Origin of the sequence: Janthinobacterium sp. PAMC25594, assembly GCF_019443505.1 — a bacterium.
GTDB lineage: Bacteria > Pseudomonadota > Gammaproteobacteria > Burkholderiales > Burkholderiaceae_D > Janthinobacterium.
Genome location: NZ_CP080377.1, coordinates 287,256 through 301,920 on the forward strand (window position 1 = coordinate 287,256; position 14,665 = coordinate 301,920).

General features: G+C 64.0%; 15 protein-coding genes and 1 pseudogene. 6 read left to right on the forward strand and 10 right to left on the reverse strand.

Going from position 1 to position 14,665, the window contains the following annotated elements:
• The first annotated feature begins 88 nt into the window (after positions 1–88).
• Positions 89–2,158, forward strand: a complete 2,070-nt coding sequence (locus tag KY494_RS01225; RefSeq protein ID WP_219889558.1) for a TonB-dependent receptor — start codon at positions 89–91, stop codon at positions 2,156–2,158.
• A 17-nt stretch (positions 2,159–2,175) separates the two neighbouring features.
• On the forward strand, positions 2,176–2,721 hold the full coding sequence (locus tag KY494_RS01230) for an RNA 2'-phosphotransferase (RefSeq protein ID WP_219889559.1): 546 nt from the start codon (positions 2,176–2,178) through the stop codon (positions 2,719–2,721).
• 42 nt (positions 2,722–2,763) lie between these two features.
• On the opposite strand, the gene KY494_RS01235 is transcribed toward KY494_RS01230, so the two are convergent.
• The 9 genes and pseudogenes from KY494_RS01235 to KY494_RS01275 form a co-directional block, all read right to left on the reverse strand.
• Positions 2,764–3,135, reverse strand: a complete 372-nt coding sequence (locus KY494_RS01235; protein WP_219889560.1) for a hypothetical protein — start codon at positions 3,133–3,135, stop codon at positions 2,764–2,766.
• Positions 3,136–3,293: 158 nt separating this feature from the next.
• The gene (locus tag KY494_RS01240; RefSeq protein ID WP_258194582.1) at positions 3,294–4,136 is read right to left on the reverse strand and encodes an aldo/keto reductase; all 843 of its coding nucleotides are present in this window, start codon (positions 4,134–4,136) and stop codon (positions 3,294–3,296) included.
• 256 nt (positions 4,137–4,392) lie between these two features.
• Positions 4,393–5,134: pseudogene (locus tag KY494_RS01245) on the reverse strand (aldo/keto reductase); the annotation flags it as partial.
• Between the two features lie 110 nt (positions 5,135–5,244).
• Positions 5,245–6,372, reverse strand: coding sequence for a HupE/UreJ family protein (locus KY494_RS01250; protein ID WP_219889562.1), 1,128 nt, complete (start codon positions 6,370–6,372; stop codon positions 5,245–5,247).
• On the reverse strand, positions 6,372–7,586 hold the full coding sequence (locus tag KY494_RS01255; RefSeq protein ID WP_219889563.1) for a hypothetical protein: 1,215 nt from the start codon (positions 7,584–7,586) through the stop codon (positions 6,372–6,374). The genes KY494_RS01250 and KY494_RS01255 overlap by 1 nt, the downstream gene beginning before the upstream one ends.
• A gap of 64 nt (positions 7,587–7,650) precedes the next feature.
• Positions 7,651–7,893 carry a hypothetical protein gene (locus KY494_RS01260; RefSeq protein ID WP_219889564.1) on the reverse strand — a complete coding sequence of 81 codons (243 nt, stop codon included), beginning with the start codon at positions 7,891–7,893 and terminating at the stop codon, positions 7,651–7,653.
• A gap of 13 nt (positions 7,894–7,906) precedes the next feature.
• Positions 7,907–9,406 carry a DUF4331 domain-containing protein gene (locus KY494_RS01265; RefSeq protein WP_219889565.1) on the reverse strand — a complete coding sequence of 500 codons (1,500 nt, stop codon included), beginning with the start codon at positions 9,404–9,406 and terminating at the stop codon, positions 7,907–7,909.
• Between the two features lie 119 nt (positions 9,407–9,525).
• Positions 9,526–10,173, reverse strand: a complete 648-nt coding sequence (locus tag KY494_RS01270) for an NrsF family protein (RefSeq protein WP_219889566.1) — start codon at positions 10,171–10,173, stop codon at positions 9,526–9,528.
• Positions 10,170–10,754: a sigma-70 family RNA polymerase sigma factor gene (locus KY494_RS01275; protein ID WP_219889567.1), complete on the reverse strand. Its 585-nt coding sequence runs from the start codon at positions 10,752–10,754 to the stop codon at positions 10,170–10,172. Before KY494_RS01275 ends, KY494_RS01270 begins: the two co-directional genes overlap by 4 nt.
• Before the next feature lie 130 nt (positions 10,755–10,884).
• Between KY494_RS01275 and KY494_RS01280 the strand changes: the two genes are divergently transcribed.
• The 4 genes from KY494_RS01280 to KY494_RS01295 all read left to right on the forward strand — a co-directional run bounded on the left by KY494_RS01280 (position 10,885) and on the right by KY494_RS01295 (position 13,447).
• Positions 10,885–11,691: a DUF1223 domain-containing protein gene (locus tag KY494_RS01280; RefSeq protein ID WP_258194585.1), complete on the forward strand. Its 807-nt coding sequence runs from the start codon at positions 10,885–10,887 to the stop codon at positions 11,689–11,691.
• On the forward strand, positions 11,691–12,287 hold the full coding sequence (locus tag KY494_RS01285; protein WP_219889568.1) for a cytochrome b/b6 domain-containing protein: 597 nt from the start codon (positions 11,691–11,693) through the stop codon (positions 12,285–12,287). Before KY494_RS01280 ends, KY494_RS01285 begins: the two co-directional genes overlap by 1 nt.
• A gap of 50 nt (positions 12,288–12,337) precedes the next feature.
• A complete protein-coding gene (locus KY494_RS01290; RefSeq protein ID WP_375143498.1) occupies positions 12,338–13,069 on the forward strand; it encodes a molybdopterin-dependent oxidoreductase in 732 nt (243 codons plus the stop codon).
• 90 nt (positions 13,070–13,159) lie between these two features.
• Positions 13,160–13,447 carry a pentapeptide MXKDX repeat protein gene (locus KY494_RS01295; RefSeq protein ID WP_219889570.1) on the forward strand — a complete coding sequence of 96 codons (288 nt, stop codon included), beginning with the start codon at positions 13,160–13,162 and terminating at the stop codon, positions 13,445–13,447.
• Positions 13,448–13,480: 33 nt separating this feature from the next.
• Here the strand turns inward: KY494_RS01295 and KY494_RS01300 are convergent, their stop codons facing one another.
• Positions 13,481–14,260, reverse strand: a complete 780-nt coding sequence (locus KY494_RS01300; RefSeq protein ID WP_219889571.1) for an EAL domain-containing protein — start codon at positions 14,258–14,260, stop codon at positions 13,481–13,483.
• Between the last annotated feature and the right edge of the window lie 405 nt (positions 14,261–14,665).

The window sequence follows — 14,665 nt, forward strand, 5'->3', positions numbered from 1 at the left end:
CTTGAAAAAAAACTGAATCCAGGCAGCCAGCCTGCCGCGTATATATCCCGTAGGAGCCTGTACTGACATCATAAAAAGGGGAGACGCCATGCCATTGATAAAACGCAAACAGATGGCAGCTTGTGCCTTGTTGCTGCTGGCCGGCGCCGGCAAGGCGGCTGCGCCGGAGGCCGCATCGTCCACGGATGCGTCGCGCACCGTGCGCGTGACGGGCCATTATGACAATGCCGTCGGCACTTCGGACGCGGCCAGCCAGGGCGTCATCACCAACGAGCTGATTGTCAACCGGCCCGCCTTGCGCACGGGCGAGTTGCTGGAATTCGTGCCGGGGCTGATCGTCACCCAGCACAGCGGCGACGGCAAGGCCAACCAGTATTTCTTGCGCGGCTTTAACCTCGACCATGGCACGGATTTCGCCACCTATGTGGACGGCATGCCCGTCAACATGCGCACGCACGCGCACGGGCAAGGCTATGCCGACCTCAATTTCCTCATTCCCGAACTGGTGCAGCGCATCGACTACAAGAAGGGGCCGTATTTCGCCGGCGAAGGCGATTTCGCCTCGGCGGGCGCGGCGCGCATCCGCCTGGCCGACAGATTGCCGCAAGGCCAGGCCAGCGTGTCTGTCGGCCAGCACGGCTATGTGCGCGCCGTCGTGGCCGATTCGGTCGCTGCCGGGCAGGGCACCTTGCTGTACGGCCTGGAAGTGAACCGCAACAACGGCCCGTGGGACGTGCCGGAGCGCGTGCGCAAGGTCAGCGGCGTGCTGCGCTACAGCCAGGGCACGACGGACAATGGATACAGCGTGACGGCCATGGCCTACCAGAACAGCTGGAACGCCACCGACCAGGTACCGCTGCGCGCCGTGGAGTCCGGCCAGATCGGCCGTTTCGGCAGTCTGGCGCCCAGCGACGGCGGCGATACGTCGCGCGCCAGCCTGTCGTATGCGATGCGCCAGCGTACGGAAAACCGTTTGTTCGAGTTCGATGCGTACGTGATCGGCTCGCAGCTGGAACTCAACAGCGATTTCACCTATTTCCTGGCCAAGCCGGCCACGGGCGACCAGTTCCAGCAAAGCGAGCGGCGCACGGTGGCCGGTGTCAACGCCAGCGAAAGCTGGAATACGCAGCTGTTCGGTCTTTCCCTGCGCAACAAGCTCGGCGTGCAGGCCCGTTATGACCGGCTGTCGCCCGTGGGCCTGTACAACACCGTGGACAGAGTGCGGCAAAGCACGGTGCGCGAGGACCGGGTGCGCGAGGCCAGCGTCGGCCTGTACGGCGAAAACACGACGCAATGGCTGCCGTGGCTGCGTTCCGTGGCGGGCCTGCGCTACGACGCCTACCGTTTCAATGTGGAAAGTAGTATCGACGGCAACAGCGGTAAGGCACAGGACCACGTGGTGTCGCCGAAACTGTCCTTGATCCTCGGTCCGTGGAGTCAGACGGAGTTTTTCGTGAACTACGGCAAGGGTTTCCATAGCAACGATGCGCGCGGCACGACGCAGACGCGCTTGCCCGATGGCACGCCTTCGGCTCCCGTCACGCCCCTGGTGCCGACCAGGGGCATGGAACTGGGCGCGCGCACGGAATGGCTGCCAGGCCTGCAAAGCTCGCTGGCCCTGTGGCGGCTCGACGTCGCGTCCGAACTGCTGTTCGTCGGCGACGCGGGCGAAACGCAGCCCAGCCGCGCCAGCCGCCGCCATGGCATCGAATGGAACAACCATTATGTTGCCGCGCCGTGGCTGCTGTTCGACCTGGACCTGGCCGCCTCGCGCTCGCGCTACACGCAAAATGATCCGGCCGGCAACTTCATTCCCGGCTCGATTGACAAGGTAGCCTCGTTCGGCGTGACGGTGACGGATCGGGGCCCGTGGTCGGGCGCCTTGCAGCTGCGCTATTTCGGCCCTCGGTCCTTGATCGAGGACAATAGCGTGCGCTCCGCCTCGACCACGCTGGCATATGCGCGCCTCGCGTACCAGCTCAACCGCAGGACGCGGCTGTCGCTCGACGTGTTCAACCTGTTCAATAAACGCGCCAGCGATATCGATTACTACTATGCGTCGCGCTTGCCAGGCGAGGGGGCGGACGGGGTGAGCGACCGGCATTTTCATCCGGTGGAACCGCGTTCCGCGCGTTTGACCTTGTCTTATGCGTTCTGACAACGGTAAACTGGGGCATGACCGATCACCTAGTACAAACCAGTAAATTCCTTTCCCTTATCCTGCGCCACTCTCCGGAAAAAATCGGCCTCGCTCTCGATGCCCAGGGCTGGGCCGATATCGGCCAGCTGCTGGCGCTGGCAGCCCGGCATGGGCGCCGCCTTTCCCGTGAACAATTGGATGACGTGGTGGCGCGCGACAGCAAGACGCGCTACGCCATCAGCGACGACGGCTTGCGCATCCGCGCCAACCAGGGGCACTCGCTGGCCACTGTCGATATCGCTTTGCCGCCGGCCACGCCGCCCGCCATGCTGTACCACGGCACGGCCAGCCGCTTCGTCGAGGCGATCCGCGCGGCCGGCCTGCTGCCGGGCGCGCGCAACCACGTACACCTGTCTGCCAGCCGTGAAACGGCCGTGGCCGTGGGCGCGCGCCACGGCAAGCCCGTCGTGCTGACGGTGGCTGCGGCCGCCATGCAGGCGCAGGGCCACGTGTTTTATGTGTCGGATAATGGCGTGTGGCTGACGCAGGCCGTGCCGCAAGTGTTTATCGGTTTTCCCTGAGTACCGCTTTGACATTGCAGATGTCAGCCGACGTCGTCACAGCTAGGGAAGTTGGCGGTACACCTTGGGATTGAGCAGCAGCTTGCCGTGTCCCTCATTTCCCCGAAAAAGATCGATTCTGATCGGTGTGTTTTCCGGCAGTTGAGCGTCGCCGACCGATACCAACAAAGTTTTGTCCGATACGAACAGGCGGTTTGTCTTGTAAACCTTGCTGATTGTAATGATGGTGCCTGGCCTAATCGCATTGGAAAATGCGACTTGCAAGCCGCCAATGCCGGGAGGTGGCATCAGCGTGATGTATTTGATCGGGGCCTTGGAATGATTCCTGATGCCATAAGCATCAAGTTTATCGCTCACCTCGTAACGCAAGCCGATGTATTTGCTGTACGTGCGGTCATTGCTGATGTCATCCAAGGTTTCGGAGCATGCCGCCAAGCAAGCGATTGACAGTAGCAGCAGTAGCGTAGATCGTTTGAGCATGTGTTCAGTGTAGCAGTGATTTGCCACTCTTTGACGGCTTGTACATGATGGATAGCGGAAAAACGACTGCTTCCACGCTGGCGTATTGCCGTTTAACGCTTCACCGTCGCCTCCAGCCGAGAATGCGCCAGCACGGCATCAGGCAGTCTTGTTCCTTGTACACGGATGGCCGCCACGGACTGATTCAGCTTGGCCAGTTCCGCCGGGGTAAAACGCACGCCAGCCGCGCCCAGGTTGTCTTCCAGGTGCGCCATCTGCGTGGTGCCGGGAATGGGCACGATCCATGGCCGCTGGGCCAGCAGCCAGGCCAGGGCGATACGGGCCGGTGTCGCCTGCTTGCGCGCCGCCCAGTTTTTTGCCAATGTCACCAGCGCCAGGTTGTGCGGCAGGTTTTCCGGTGCAAAGCGCGATTCGACCTGGCGGATGTCGCCGTCGGCAAAACGGGTTTTCGCGTCGATGGAGCCCGCCAGGAAGCCCACGCCCAGCGGGCTCCACGGCACGAAGCCGATGCCCAGCTCTTCGCACACGGCCAGCACGCCGTCTTCCGGCCCGCGCCACAGCATCGAATATTCGCTTTGCACTGCGGAAACGGGCAGGGCCGCATGGGCGTGCCGCACGGTGTTCAAACCCATCTCGGACAGGCCCCAGTGCAGCACTTTGCCTTCGCGCATGAGGTCCTGCACGGCGCCGGCCACGTCTTCGATGGGCACTTGCTGGTCCACGCGGTCCGTGCGCAGGCGCTTCAGCATGCCGTCGACGACCAGCTTGATGTGATCGGGGCGGCTGTTGGTGCCGGGGCGGCGCTCGCCCGTCTGTTGGTCGATGTTCCAGCCGAACTTGGTGGCCATGACGATGTCGTTGCGGAACGGCGCCACGCCTTCACCGAGGATGCGTTCCACCTCGTGCGTGCCGTAGGCCTCGGCCGCGTCAAACAAGGTGACGCCCCGTTCGTAGGCCGCATTTCGGGACGGCTGGGTATCGTCGTCTGGAAGCTGCGGTTCATGTTTTGCACGCCCAGGCCCAGGCTGGATACGGCCAGGGTGCCCAGCTTGCGGCGGCCCGGCAGCGTTGCTGGAGCCGGTGCGACGGCCTGGTTCTGCGCCAAACTGATCAATGGCGTGGCTGCCAGGCTGCCCGCCGCCAGCAGGAAACCGGGGCGGCCCGTGGCTGTATCGTGTTCGTTTGTCATGGATCAAACCTTTCAAAGTCAAAGATGGCCAGGTTTTCCGCCATGCGTTCGCAGCGCACGGTCTTGGCCAGTACGGCCACGCCCCGCTGCGTCAGCCAGCGCAGGACGATTTGGCCCACGGACTTGCCGTGTCTGGCAGCGATGCCCAGTAGCAACTCATTCGTGAACAACTGGTTGCGGCCTTCGGCAAACGGCGCCCACGCTTGCGGCTGCACGCCGTGCTCGAGCATGAAGGCCACGCTGTCCGCCTGCTGGTGGAAAGGGTTCACTTCGATCTGGTTGACGGCGGGCGATGTCGTTGAAGGCGATGATGTCCATCAGCCGGTCGGGCTGGAAATTGCTCACGCCGATGGCGCGCAGCTTGCCGCTGCGATACGCATCCTGCATGGCGTGCCAGGAACCGTGCACGTCGCCGAATGGCTGCTGGATGAGTAACAGCTCCAGATAGTCGAGCCGCAAGCGCCGCAGCGATTGCTCGATGGCGTCGCGCGTGCGCTCGTAGCCCGTGTCCTGCACCCACAGCTTGCTGGTGACGAACAGCTGTTCACGCGCCACGCCGCCATGCTTGATGCCCTGGCCGACGGCCGCCTCGTTCAAATAGGATGCCGCCGTGTCGATCAGGCGGTAGCCGGTGCCGATGGCGTCGATCACGCTGCGTTCGCATTCGGCCGGATCGCGGATCTGGAAGACGCCGTAGCCGGCGACGGGCATGCTGATGTCGTTGTTCACGGTGACGTGGTGCATGACTAGCTCCTTCGGTAACTGACAGGAGCTACTCTAAGGCACCATCCACCCGTTTATAAGCCATTGTAATCGGCATGGTCTTATTAGCTGCGCTAATGAATCGGGCGCGATCACGTGCTGATCAGCTTGATGTCGGCTATCCGTTCCACCAGCCACACGCACGCCACCACGGCAATCGCCAGCGATCCCACGGTCAGCACCTGCCGGTACAGCCAGGTCTTGCGCAGCAGCCAGGCGACGGGTAAAAAGGCGGCGACGATGGCCAGCTGGCCGATTTCCACGCCGACGTTGAAGCCCAGCAGGCTGGCCAGCAATGAACCTTGCGGCAAGCCCAGGTCGCGCAGCACGCTGGCAAAGCCGAAACCGTGGATCAGGCCGAAGGCGAAGGCGGCCACGGGGCGCTTGCCCCGGAACAGGGGCAGCAGGTTGTTCAGCGCGGCCAGGATCACGGAGGCGGCGATGGCCGACTCCACCCAGCGCGAGGGCAGCGACACCACGGACAGGCTGGCCAGGCTCAGGGTGATGGAATGGGCGAGCGTGAACGCCGTGACGACTTTCAGCACGTCAAGGAAGGCCGCCTTCAGACCCTGCTGCTGCTCGCGCAAGCCGGGCAGCAGCACGGCCGGCAGCAGCAGCGACAGCAAAAACAGGATATGGTCGTAGCCGATCCAGATATGCCAGATGCCGTGTTTGACGTAGGCGCCGAACTGCGCCAGGCGCTCGGGCGCGGCCAGGGAGATGGTCTGGCGCGGGCTGTCCGGGTCGAAGATGGCCGTTTGCGTGGTGCCGTCGCTGTTAATCTTGAGCAGCCCCTTGTGCTGCGGGTCGAGGTCGGCGAACAGGGTGTAGCCGATGTGTAAATTCGCCAGCGTGCCGCCCGGGCAAGTGGCCTGGAAGCGCAGCACGCTGTAGGCGCCGTCCGTGTGATGGTCGATCAGCTGTTCGACGGCTTGCAAGGGGCAGGTGCCCTGGTCGCCGGCCACCTGCAGGCGCCGCAGCGCGTAGGCGGCAATGGCCGCGTGGCGCGCGCGGATTTCATCCCAGGTCAGCGCGCCGTCGCCATTGCCATCGAGGCCGATGGCGAAATCGAGGTCGCGCAGGGCGATATCCCATTGGCCTTCGATCCGCTGGCCGTGAATTGTCAAGCTCAGATAACTGTCGCTGGGTTTGTGGGCTTGCGCGGGGGCCAGCCAGGCGCACAGCAGCAGGATGAACAGGCAGCGCTTTACAGCACACATCACAGTACCCCCGCTTTCTTGATAAAACCGACTTTTTGCCCACCCTGCGGCCCCAGCTGCCTGGCCAGCCGCTGCAGGGCCGCGTCTTCCACGCCATTCGCAGCGATCCAGGCCAGCACCGCTTGCGCGGCCCCGTCATTGCGGGCGGCCAGGGCCGCTTCGAGCACGATGCGCATGTCGGGCACTTCCTTCTGGATGGCCCAGTTCTGCTGCGCCAGTCGCAGGGCCGCCGGCGCATCCTGTTGCAAGAACAGGGCGAAACGCGCTTGTTCGCGCTGGTGCACGGTGTCGCCGCGCTGCATGGCGGCGGTAAAACGGGCCGACAGTTCCGCTTTGGCCGCCTGGAAGGCCGTCTGCCGGTCGGGCAGCGATTGTAGCGCCAGCGCGTAGCGCAGCAGCAGGGCGTCGATGCGCTGCTGGTCTTGCAATAACTTGACGACGTCCTGCGGGCGCTGCCGGTCGAGCAGGAAATCCGAGTAGGCGCCCAGCAGGTAGCTGTCGCGCGGCTGCCGCGCCAGCGCCGTCTTGTAGCGCGCTTCGGCCAGCGTGCTCTCGCCGCGCCGCGTGGCCATTTCCGCCAGCAGGGTGGCGGCCCAGCTTTCCAGCTCGGGCGCCGTGCCGGCACTCCTTTGCAAAGTCAGGTCCAGCAAACGCTCGCTGGCGGCGGCGCGGCCCGTGACGCTGGCGATATTCGCAATACAGGTGACGGTGACCAGCTGCGTGGTGAGCGCCGACAGCCGGGCGCAGGCCGCCGTGGCTTGCGGGTAATCGCCCTGTACGGTGAGCACGGTGGCGCGCGTCAGCCAGGCCTGGGCGTTGTGCGGCTGCTGCGCGATGACGGCATCGAGGTCTTGCAGGGCTGGACCGAACTGGTGGGTGCTTTGCAATATGGTGGCGCGCAGCAGGCGCACGGGCAGGGGCGGCGCCGCCTGCCGCCACCAAGGCGCCAAGGCCGCCTGCGCGTAGCCCAGGTAGCGCGGGTCCGTTTCGCTGCGCGCCAGGGCGATGTAGCGCTGCGCCAGGCCGGTTGCCAGCGCCAGGTCTTGCGGCGCGGCATTCAATTGCTGGCGCAGGCCGCGCAGCTCGCTCTGCGTGGCGTCGGCGCGGCGCGGCAGCTGTTCGATGACGGCGCCGCCGTCTTTCGGCGTGTAGGGGGCGGCCAGGGCCAGCAGGGGCAGGCAGGCGCACAGCAGGGGGATCAGTGTTTTCATCATGGATGCCATCAACAGTCATTGATGTGGGCGCCGGAGAGCGGACTCCCCGGCGCCCGCAAGGGCCTTAAAGCGGCACCGGTTCCGTGTCTTCCGGCGACGTCGCCATGATGGCGTCGATGGCCACGCCATCCTTGTCATCGCTGGTGGTCAGAATGACGTTGCTGACGGCCACATAAAACGCATCGAGCAAGACCACGGGGGGCGGCGTGGTGCCGCCGTTGCCGTTATCGCCGTCGTGGCTGCCGCCACCGCAGCCGGCCAGCAGGGCCGCGAGCGCCAGGGCGCCGATCAGATAGAGCTTTTTCATCGCGTTCTCCTGGTTACTGCTGTGGCGAACCGGCCACGGGGGTTTTCAGGTAAGGGAAACCCGCCGTGAAGTAGGTTTCATCGAGGAAGGCGCCGTCCGTGAAGTGCAGGGCGCCAGCGGGCGCGTCGGCCGGGGCGCAGCCGATGTTCAAGGTGCACAGCTTGCCCATGGCCACGCGCAGCACCACGTCGACCACATCGTCGCCGGGGCGGCGGCCGTTCGGAAAGCCCGCGTTATCGCCATCGATCACGCCCAGGCGCTTTTGCGATCCCACGGCGGTGGGGGCGATGGAGGTATTCAGGCGCAGCATTTCAGAGGCGACGACCGTCACTGGCTGGTTCACGCCCTTGATGCCCGTGAGGAAGGTAGCCACCAGGTCGTTGCGGGGGAAGTTGGTGGGCGCCTTGGCGCCTGCCGAGCCGAACAGTACTTCCACCAGCGCCGGCGCCGTCGGGTTGGTGACGTAGTCGGCAAACTGCGCGTCGCCGGACGGCTTGCTGGCGTTGAAGCGGTCCTTGTCCTTCAGGCCGATGACCAGTTCATTCACCAGCGGCATGCCCAGGCGCGACACTTGCACCCACGCGCCGCCTTCCTTCGACGCCGCGGTGCTGCCCGGTGCCGGGTTCAGCAGACGTCCCTGGCGCAGGCTGGCCGTGGTCCAGCCGCCGATGACGGGGTCGTTGCCGGCCGTCAGGCAGGCGGTCGGCACTTCCATTTCGATGGCCGTGACGTTTTTGCGTGCCAGGTCATCCCTGGCAGCCGATTCCGCATTCGCGGCAAACTCCGTGGCGGGCGCCTTGATGTTGATCAAGTCGAAGGTTTCGCCCAGGTTCACCACGAACGGGTCCTTGCGCTGGCCGACGAACATGCGCGCCGGCGTGGCGCAGCCGGGGATGTTGACCGTGTAGACGTGCTGCGCGGCATACGCGGCGTAGTTGGGGATGGACTTGGTGCCGATGTAGTCGACGGGCTTGTCGAAGGTCGTGCCGCCGCCCGTGGCGTTGGTCACGGCGCTGCGCGTGCCCGTGCGGCGGTCGCCACGCACCACCGTCACGCTGTAGGTTTCGCGCACGTTCAGGCCCGGCGGGTTGACGGAATCGATGGCGCCGCCATTGATGACGAGCGGAATCGAGACTTTCTTGCCGCCCACGGTGAACTGGCCATCCTTGATGGTGTTGGTAAAGCGGAACTGGAAGGTGAGGTCTTCCTTGCCGTCGCCATTATTGTCGATGTGGATTTCGTACAAGGCGTTCGGGTCCATGGCGAAGTAGTTGGGTCCGCCGTAGGCGTCTTGCAGGGGAATATAGTCGGCCACCAGCGTGGTGTAGGCGCCGCGGCCCGCCTCATAGCTGCGGAACATATAAAAGTCGGTGCCGTCGACTTTGGGGTTTTGCGTGATGAACGGCGCTTCGCGGTGGCTGGAAGCGTAGGCCGCTGGCGCGATGGCCAGGGTGAAGAACAGGTTACCCAGGAGGGCGGCGCCCAGGGTGGTTTTTGACAGTGATAAAGACATTTCGATTCTCCCGATTTTGTTGGCGTTGACAGGCAAGTCCAAGGGAACAGCAGGCTGCCTGACTTATACGCACGACGGGAGAAAACGGATTCAGGTCTTTGACCAGGGCGGACCGGGTTTTACCAGGCCAGCACCTTTGGCCCGATGGCCGCGCCGATGGCGGTCGGCGCCAGCATGCCCAGCACGTACCAGAAACCCACGAAGCTGGCCGCCAGCTCCGGGCAATGCAGGCAATACACGAGGGCCGCCATGGCGCCGGCGGCAAAACCGGCGGCGGCACCCGCCAGGCGCAGGCGCGTGGGCGCCAGCTGGCGCATCAGGCGCAGCACGGCGGCCAGGATGGGCAGCGAGAGCATGGCGATCAGCAAGGGGCAGCTGCGCCAGGTGGCGCCCCAGAACAGTTCGGCGCGCTGCTCGGGTGGCGCTTCCTGCACGATGATGGCGCCCAGGGTCCACATCAGCAGCAGGGGCAGGGCGAGCAGCAGGGGCAGGGCGCGCGTGCTGGCGCCCGGCACGCACAGGCGGCGGCTGACATGCCAGGCCGCCAGGCACAGGCACACGACAAAGCCCACCTTGATCCAGAAATCAGGCAGCAGGGCCAGCTGGTCCAGCTTGGGCCGCACGCCCAGCAGCATGGCCATCAAGGCCACGCTGGCCAGCAGGCCGGCACCCAAAGTGCCAGCGGCGCGCCAGCGGGTGCCGGGCGGCGGCGCGGCGGCCACGTCGGGGCCGCTGGCCAGCATGGCGATCAGATCGTCGGTTTTCATGTTGCGCTTATCCTCAAGTTTGCAGCCAGTGCCTTCAAACCGCGATGCACGGCCACTTTGACGCTGGCTTCCGAAATGGCCATGGCCGCGGCCGTGTCGCGCACGGACCAGCCGTCGAGCTTGGTATGCACGATGGCGTCGCGCTGCTGCGCCGGCAAGGTGGCCAGCAGCTTGCCCAGGTCGCGGCTGGCCTCGGCCGCCTCGGCATCGGCGCTGGAAAACAGTTCCTGCGCGCTATCTTCTTCGTCATACGGCTGGTGCTGCGCCTCGCGCCGCCCGTGCCGGCGCAGCCAGTCGATCATCTTGTAGCGCGCGATCGCATGGATCCACGACGTCAGCGGCACGCCCGTGTCATACGTCAGGCGCTGGTTGTGGATGGCTAATAAACATTCCTGCACCAGGTCCTCCACCTCGTCCGGCCAGCGCTGCAGGCGGCGCCGGAAAAACGCGCGCAAATGGCTGCTGCTTGCCTGCAAGAAACTGCGATACGCCGCCGCATCGCCATCGAGCCCGCGCAGCATCAAGCCATGCAGCCGCAATTCCGTGCCGTGCAACTGCTCGCTTACAGGTATTCGTTGCATGCAGGCCTTTGGTGACAGGCGTTGAAAAAAATAAATATCGAATTATTTGCTGGCGGGTGTAACCAATCCCCATGGTGCGGCGAATTGACAGGCAAGCACGTTTCTTAATTTAATATACCGGTGAAAGACCATGAACATCAAGCACCGCTTTGCAACACTGCTTTTACCCATGCTGAGCACGGCTGTGGCGGCTCCTGCCATGGCGCAGCTGGCGGCCGGCCAGCGCTGCGCCGTGCAGAGCGGTCCGCAGACGGCGGCGCTGGTGGAACTGTACAGCAGCGAAGGCTGCTCCAGCTGCCCACCCGCCGACCAGCGCCTGAACGCCTTGCGCAAGGAAGCGGGGGCGGCCAGCCTGGTCGTGCCGCTGGCCCTGCACGTCACCTACTGGGACCAGATCGGCTGGGCGGACCCGCTGGCGCAACCGCAATTCGACGCGCGCCAGGCCGAACTGCTGCGCCACCAGCCGCGCCACGTGGCTTATACGCCGCAGTTTTTCGTGGGTGGCACGGAGTTGCGCGGCTGGGATACGCAGTTGCCGGCCGCCATAGGCCGCATCAACGCGACCACCGCGCCCGTCGCCATCGGCCTGTCCGCCACGCCGGCGCCGGGCGGAAAATTAGTGATTGAAGCCGATGCCAGCGCGCCGGACGCGCGCACCGGCGGCCAGCTGTATGTGGCCATCAGCGAAAGCGCCATCGTCTCGACCGTGCTGCGCGGCGAAAACCGGGGCGCCACCCTGCAGCACGACGCGGCCGTGCGTCTGTGGCTGGGGCCGGTTGCGCTGGCGCAAGGCCACGCGCGGCTGCGCCGCGAAGTGCACTTGCCCGCCAGTTGGCGCCCGGAAAATTTGCAAATCGTCGCCTTCGTGCAGCGGGCCGACAGCAGCGTCATCCTGCAAGCCGTCAGCACGGCATCGTGCGCGAAGGGAGTGATGTGATGAACGGGAAAATGAGCGTGATCCACCCCGCCTGGCTGCGTCTGACGCACTGGCTCAACGCCGTGGCAGTGGTGGTGCTGGCCGCCAGCGGCTGGCGCATCTACAACGCGGCGCCATTCTTCCCCTTCGAGTTGCCGCGCGCGCTGACCCTGGGCGGCTGGCTGGGCGGCGCCCTGCAATGGCATTTCGCCGCCATGTGGCTGCTGGTGGGCAATGGCCTGTTGTATCTGCTGATCAATATCGTCTCGGGACGGCTGCGGCGCCAGTTCTTTCCCCTCTCGCCACGCCTGCTGCTGGCCGATTTCATCGCCGCGCTGCAGGGCAAGCTGGCCCATGCGGACCCGCGCCGCTACAACATGGTGCAGCGCGCCGCCTACCTGTTCGTCATGCTGGACTGCATCGTGCTGGTGCTGTCCGGTCTGGTGCTGTGGAAATCCGTGCAGTTTCCCATCTTGCGCGAACTGCTGGGCGGCTACGAGAGCGCGCGCAGGGTCCACTTCATCGCCATGGCGCTGCTGACGGGTTTTGTCGGCGTGCACCTGCTGATGGTGGCGCTGGTGCCGCGCACCCTGGTCGCCATGCTGCGCGGACGTTAAAGGAGACCATCATGAAAAAAACCATCCTCGTGCAAGCGCAGGGCCAGGCCATGCTGGCCGACGCCTTGCGCCAGATCAAACAGCCGTCGCGCCGGATGTTCCTGCAGCGCAGCCTGACCCTGGGCGGCCTGTCCTTGCTGACGGGCTGCAACGCCAGCGACCCGTCCAGCATCGAGAAGGTGCTGACGGCCGTGTCGCGCTTCAACGACCGGGTGCAGGGCTGGCTGTTTGACCCGAACAAACTGGCGCCGACTTATCCCGACTCCATGATCACGCGGCCGTTTCCCTTCAACGCCTATTACGGCGAGGATGAAGTGGAACAGGTCGACGGCGACGCCTGGCGCCTGGAATTGAGCGGCTTGATCGCCGACAAGAAGCCGTGGACCCTGCCGCAGCTGCGCGCCCTGCCGCAAGAAACGCAGGTGACGCGCCATATCTGCGTGGAAGGCTGGAGCGCCATCGGCAAGTGGGGCGGCGTGCCGTTTTCCCACTTCCTGAAGCGGGTTGGCGCCGACACGACAGCCAGATACATCGGCTTCCAGTGCGCCGACGATTATTTCACGAGCATCGACATGGCCACGGCCCTGCATCCGCAAACCATCATGGCCTTGACCTACGACGGCCAGGAATTGCCACCGAAATATGGCTACCCGATGAAACTGCGCATGCCGACCAAGCTCGGTTACAAGAACCCCAAGCACATCCAGGCCATTTTTGTCACGAACACGTATCCGGGAGGGTATTGGGAGAATCAGGGCTACAACTGGTTCGGCGGTTCTTGAACACTTTTAGCAGCACCAGTAGCAAAACCAAGCAGCAGTATTTTGCAGTGCCGGGCACTTGCCCATTTAACCCAGAGACAAGGACATATCATGAAAACCACGATCACCGCCATCCTCGCTTCCGCCATCCTCATGTCGGGCGCCGCTTTCGCTCAGGATGCCATGAAGAAAGACGCCATGGCCAAGGACGCCTCGGCCGACGCCATGCACAAGGATGCGATGGACAAGGACGGCATGCACAAGCCGATGGCCAAGAAGCACATGAAGAAGGATCACATGGCCAAGGATGGCATGGCAAAAGATGCCATGGCGAAAGACGGCATGAAGAAGGATGAAATGAAGAAGGACGAGATGAAAAAGGATGCGATGGGCAAGTAAGGCCGGAGCAGATCGGGGCGTGGCGACTGCCGGTCACCACGCTGCCGGATCGATCACGCCGATGGCCATCAATGCGGGCTTGCAAAATAGATATCCCTGCATCAGGTCGATGCCCATCCCCTTCAGGCAATCGCGTTCGGCGGCCGTTTCGATGCCCTCGGCCAGGACTTTAATGTTGAGTTCCTTGCAAATGGCGATGATGCCCTTGACGATCGCTTGCCTGGGGGCGCTGGCCTCGATGCCGCGCACCAGTTCCATGTCGATCTTGATGATGTGCGGCTGATATTCCGCCAGCAGGGTCAGTCCCGCGTAGCCGGCGCCGAAATCGTCGATGGCCGTCTGGAAGCCGAAGCGCCGGTACTCATGAAAAATGTTGACGAGGTGGGGCCGGTCGCGCACTTCTTCGCCCTCGGTCACCTCGAAGATAATGCGGCGGATGGGGAAGTTGTGCTCGCGCGCCGCCGCTAAGGTGGCCTGGATGCACGCTTCGGGGCGGTACACGGCATTCGGCAGAAAATTGATGGACAGATATTCCTCGATGCCCAGTCGGGCCGCGCCTTCGATGGCGCGCACGCGGCAGGCCTGGTCGAACACATAGCGGTTTTCGTCATTGACTTGCGACAAGACCGAGTAAGCCGACTCGCCGTTGGGACCACGCACCAGTGCTTCATGGCCAAAGATCGAGCGCGTGGACAGGTCGACGATCGGTTGATAGGCAAAAGTGAAATCGAAGCCGAGTGGTCCGGCGTCCCGGCACTGGCTGCAGCCTGCCTTTTTCCCGGCCTGGCCCGGGGTGTCGCTGGAGGACGTCATGGTCGCGCTGGCCCCTGATGAAATGTACAAGGTGTACATGGCAGTTATACCACGGCCCTGCGCCAGTGGCGCTATATTTATGGCGCGCCAAAACAGGGGATAAGGTTGTGGCAGGGGAAAATGAGACAGAAAATAATACAAATTGCATCATAGTAATAATTGACTGGCTAATCGCCGATAGCCGCTGTACTAGTTTGACTAAGCAATTTACCAGTTCCGATGCGTCATGTTGTCACCGTGACCCGCCCATCGGAACAGCTGACCGCCCGCCGCCCATCCCCTGCGGTACTTCCCCGCCTACCGGCCCTTACTCGCAGTCGTACTGGCTTGCTGCATTCGACGATATCGTTTCAGGTGTTTCACCTCTGCTGCCTGCCGCATGTCGCGAAACGACCATGCATTCTC

What these genes read in the sequence shown, in the direction of transcription:
- KY494_RS01230 (WP_219889559.1), top strand. Translation starts at nt 2,176, where the DNA reads ATGACCGATCACCTAGTACAAACCAGTAAATTCCTTTCCCTTATCCTG.
- KY494_RS01290 (WP_375143498.1), top strand. Translation starts at nt 12,338, where the DNA reads ATGCTGGCCGACGCCTTGCGCCAGATCAAACAGCCGTCGCGCCGGATG.
- KY494_RS01300 (WP_219889571.1), bottom strand. Translation starts at nt 14,260, where the DNA reads ATGACGTCCTCCAGCGACACCCCGGGCCAGGCCGGGAAAAAGGCAGGC.
- KY494_RS01280 (WP_258194585.1), top strand. Translation starts at nt 10,885, where the DNA reads ATGAACATCAAGCACCGCTTTGCAACACTGCTTTTACCCATGCTGAGC.
- KY494_RS01265 (WP_219889565.1), bottom strand. Translation starts at nt 9,406, where the DNA reads ATGTCTTTATCACTGTCAAAAACCACCCTGGGCGCCGCCCTCCTGGGT.
- KY494_RS01295 (WP_219889570.1), top strand. Translation starts at nt 13,160, where the DNA reads ATGAAAACCACGATCACCGCCATCCTCGCTTCCGCCATCCTCATGTCG.
- KY494_RS01225 (WP_219889558.1), top strand. Translation starts at nt 89, where the DNA reads ATGCCATTGATAAAACGCAAACAGATGGCAGCTTGTGCCTTGTTGCTG.
- KY494_RS01250 (WP_219889562.1), bottom strand. Translation starts at nt 6,372, where the DNA reads ATGTGTGCTGTAAAGCGCTGCCTGTTCATCCTGCTGCTGTGCGCCTGG.
- KY494_RS01255 (WP_219889563.1), bottom strand. Translation starts at nt 7,586, where the DNA reads ATGATGAAAACACTGATCCCCCTGCTGTGCGCCTGCCTGCCCCTGCTG.
- KY494_RS01260 (WP_219889564.1), bottom strand. Translation starts at nt 7,893, where the DNA reads ATGAAAAAGCTCTATCTGATCGGCGCCCTGGCGCTCGCGGCCCTGCTG.
- KY494_RS01275 (WP_219889567.1), bottom strand. Translation starts at nt 10,754, where the DNA reads ATGCAACGAATACCTGTAAGCGAGCAGTTGCACGGCACGGAATTGCGG.
- KY494_RS01285 (WP_219889568.1), top strand. Translation starts at nt 11,691, where the DNA reads ATGAACGGGAAAATGAGCGTGATCCACCCCGCCTGGCTGCGTCTGACG.
- KY494_RS01270 (WP_219889566.1), bottom strand. Translation starts at nt 10,173, where the DNA reads ATGAAAACCGACGATCTGATCGCCATGCTGGCCAGCGGCCCCGACGTG.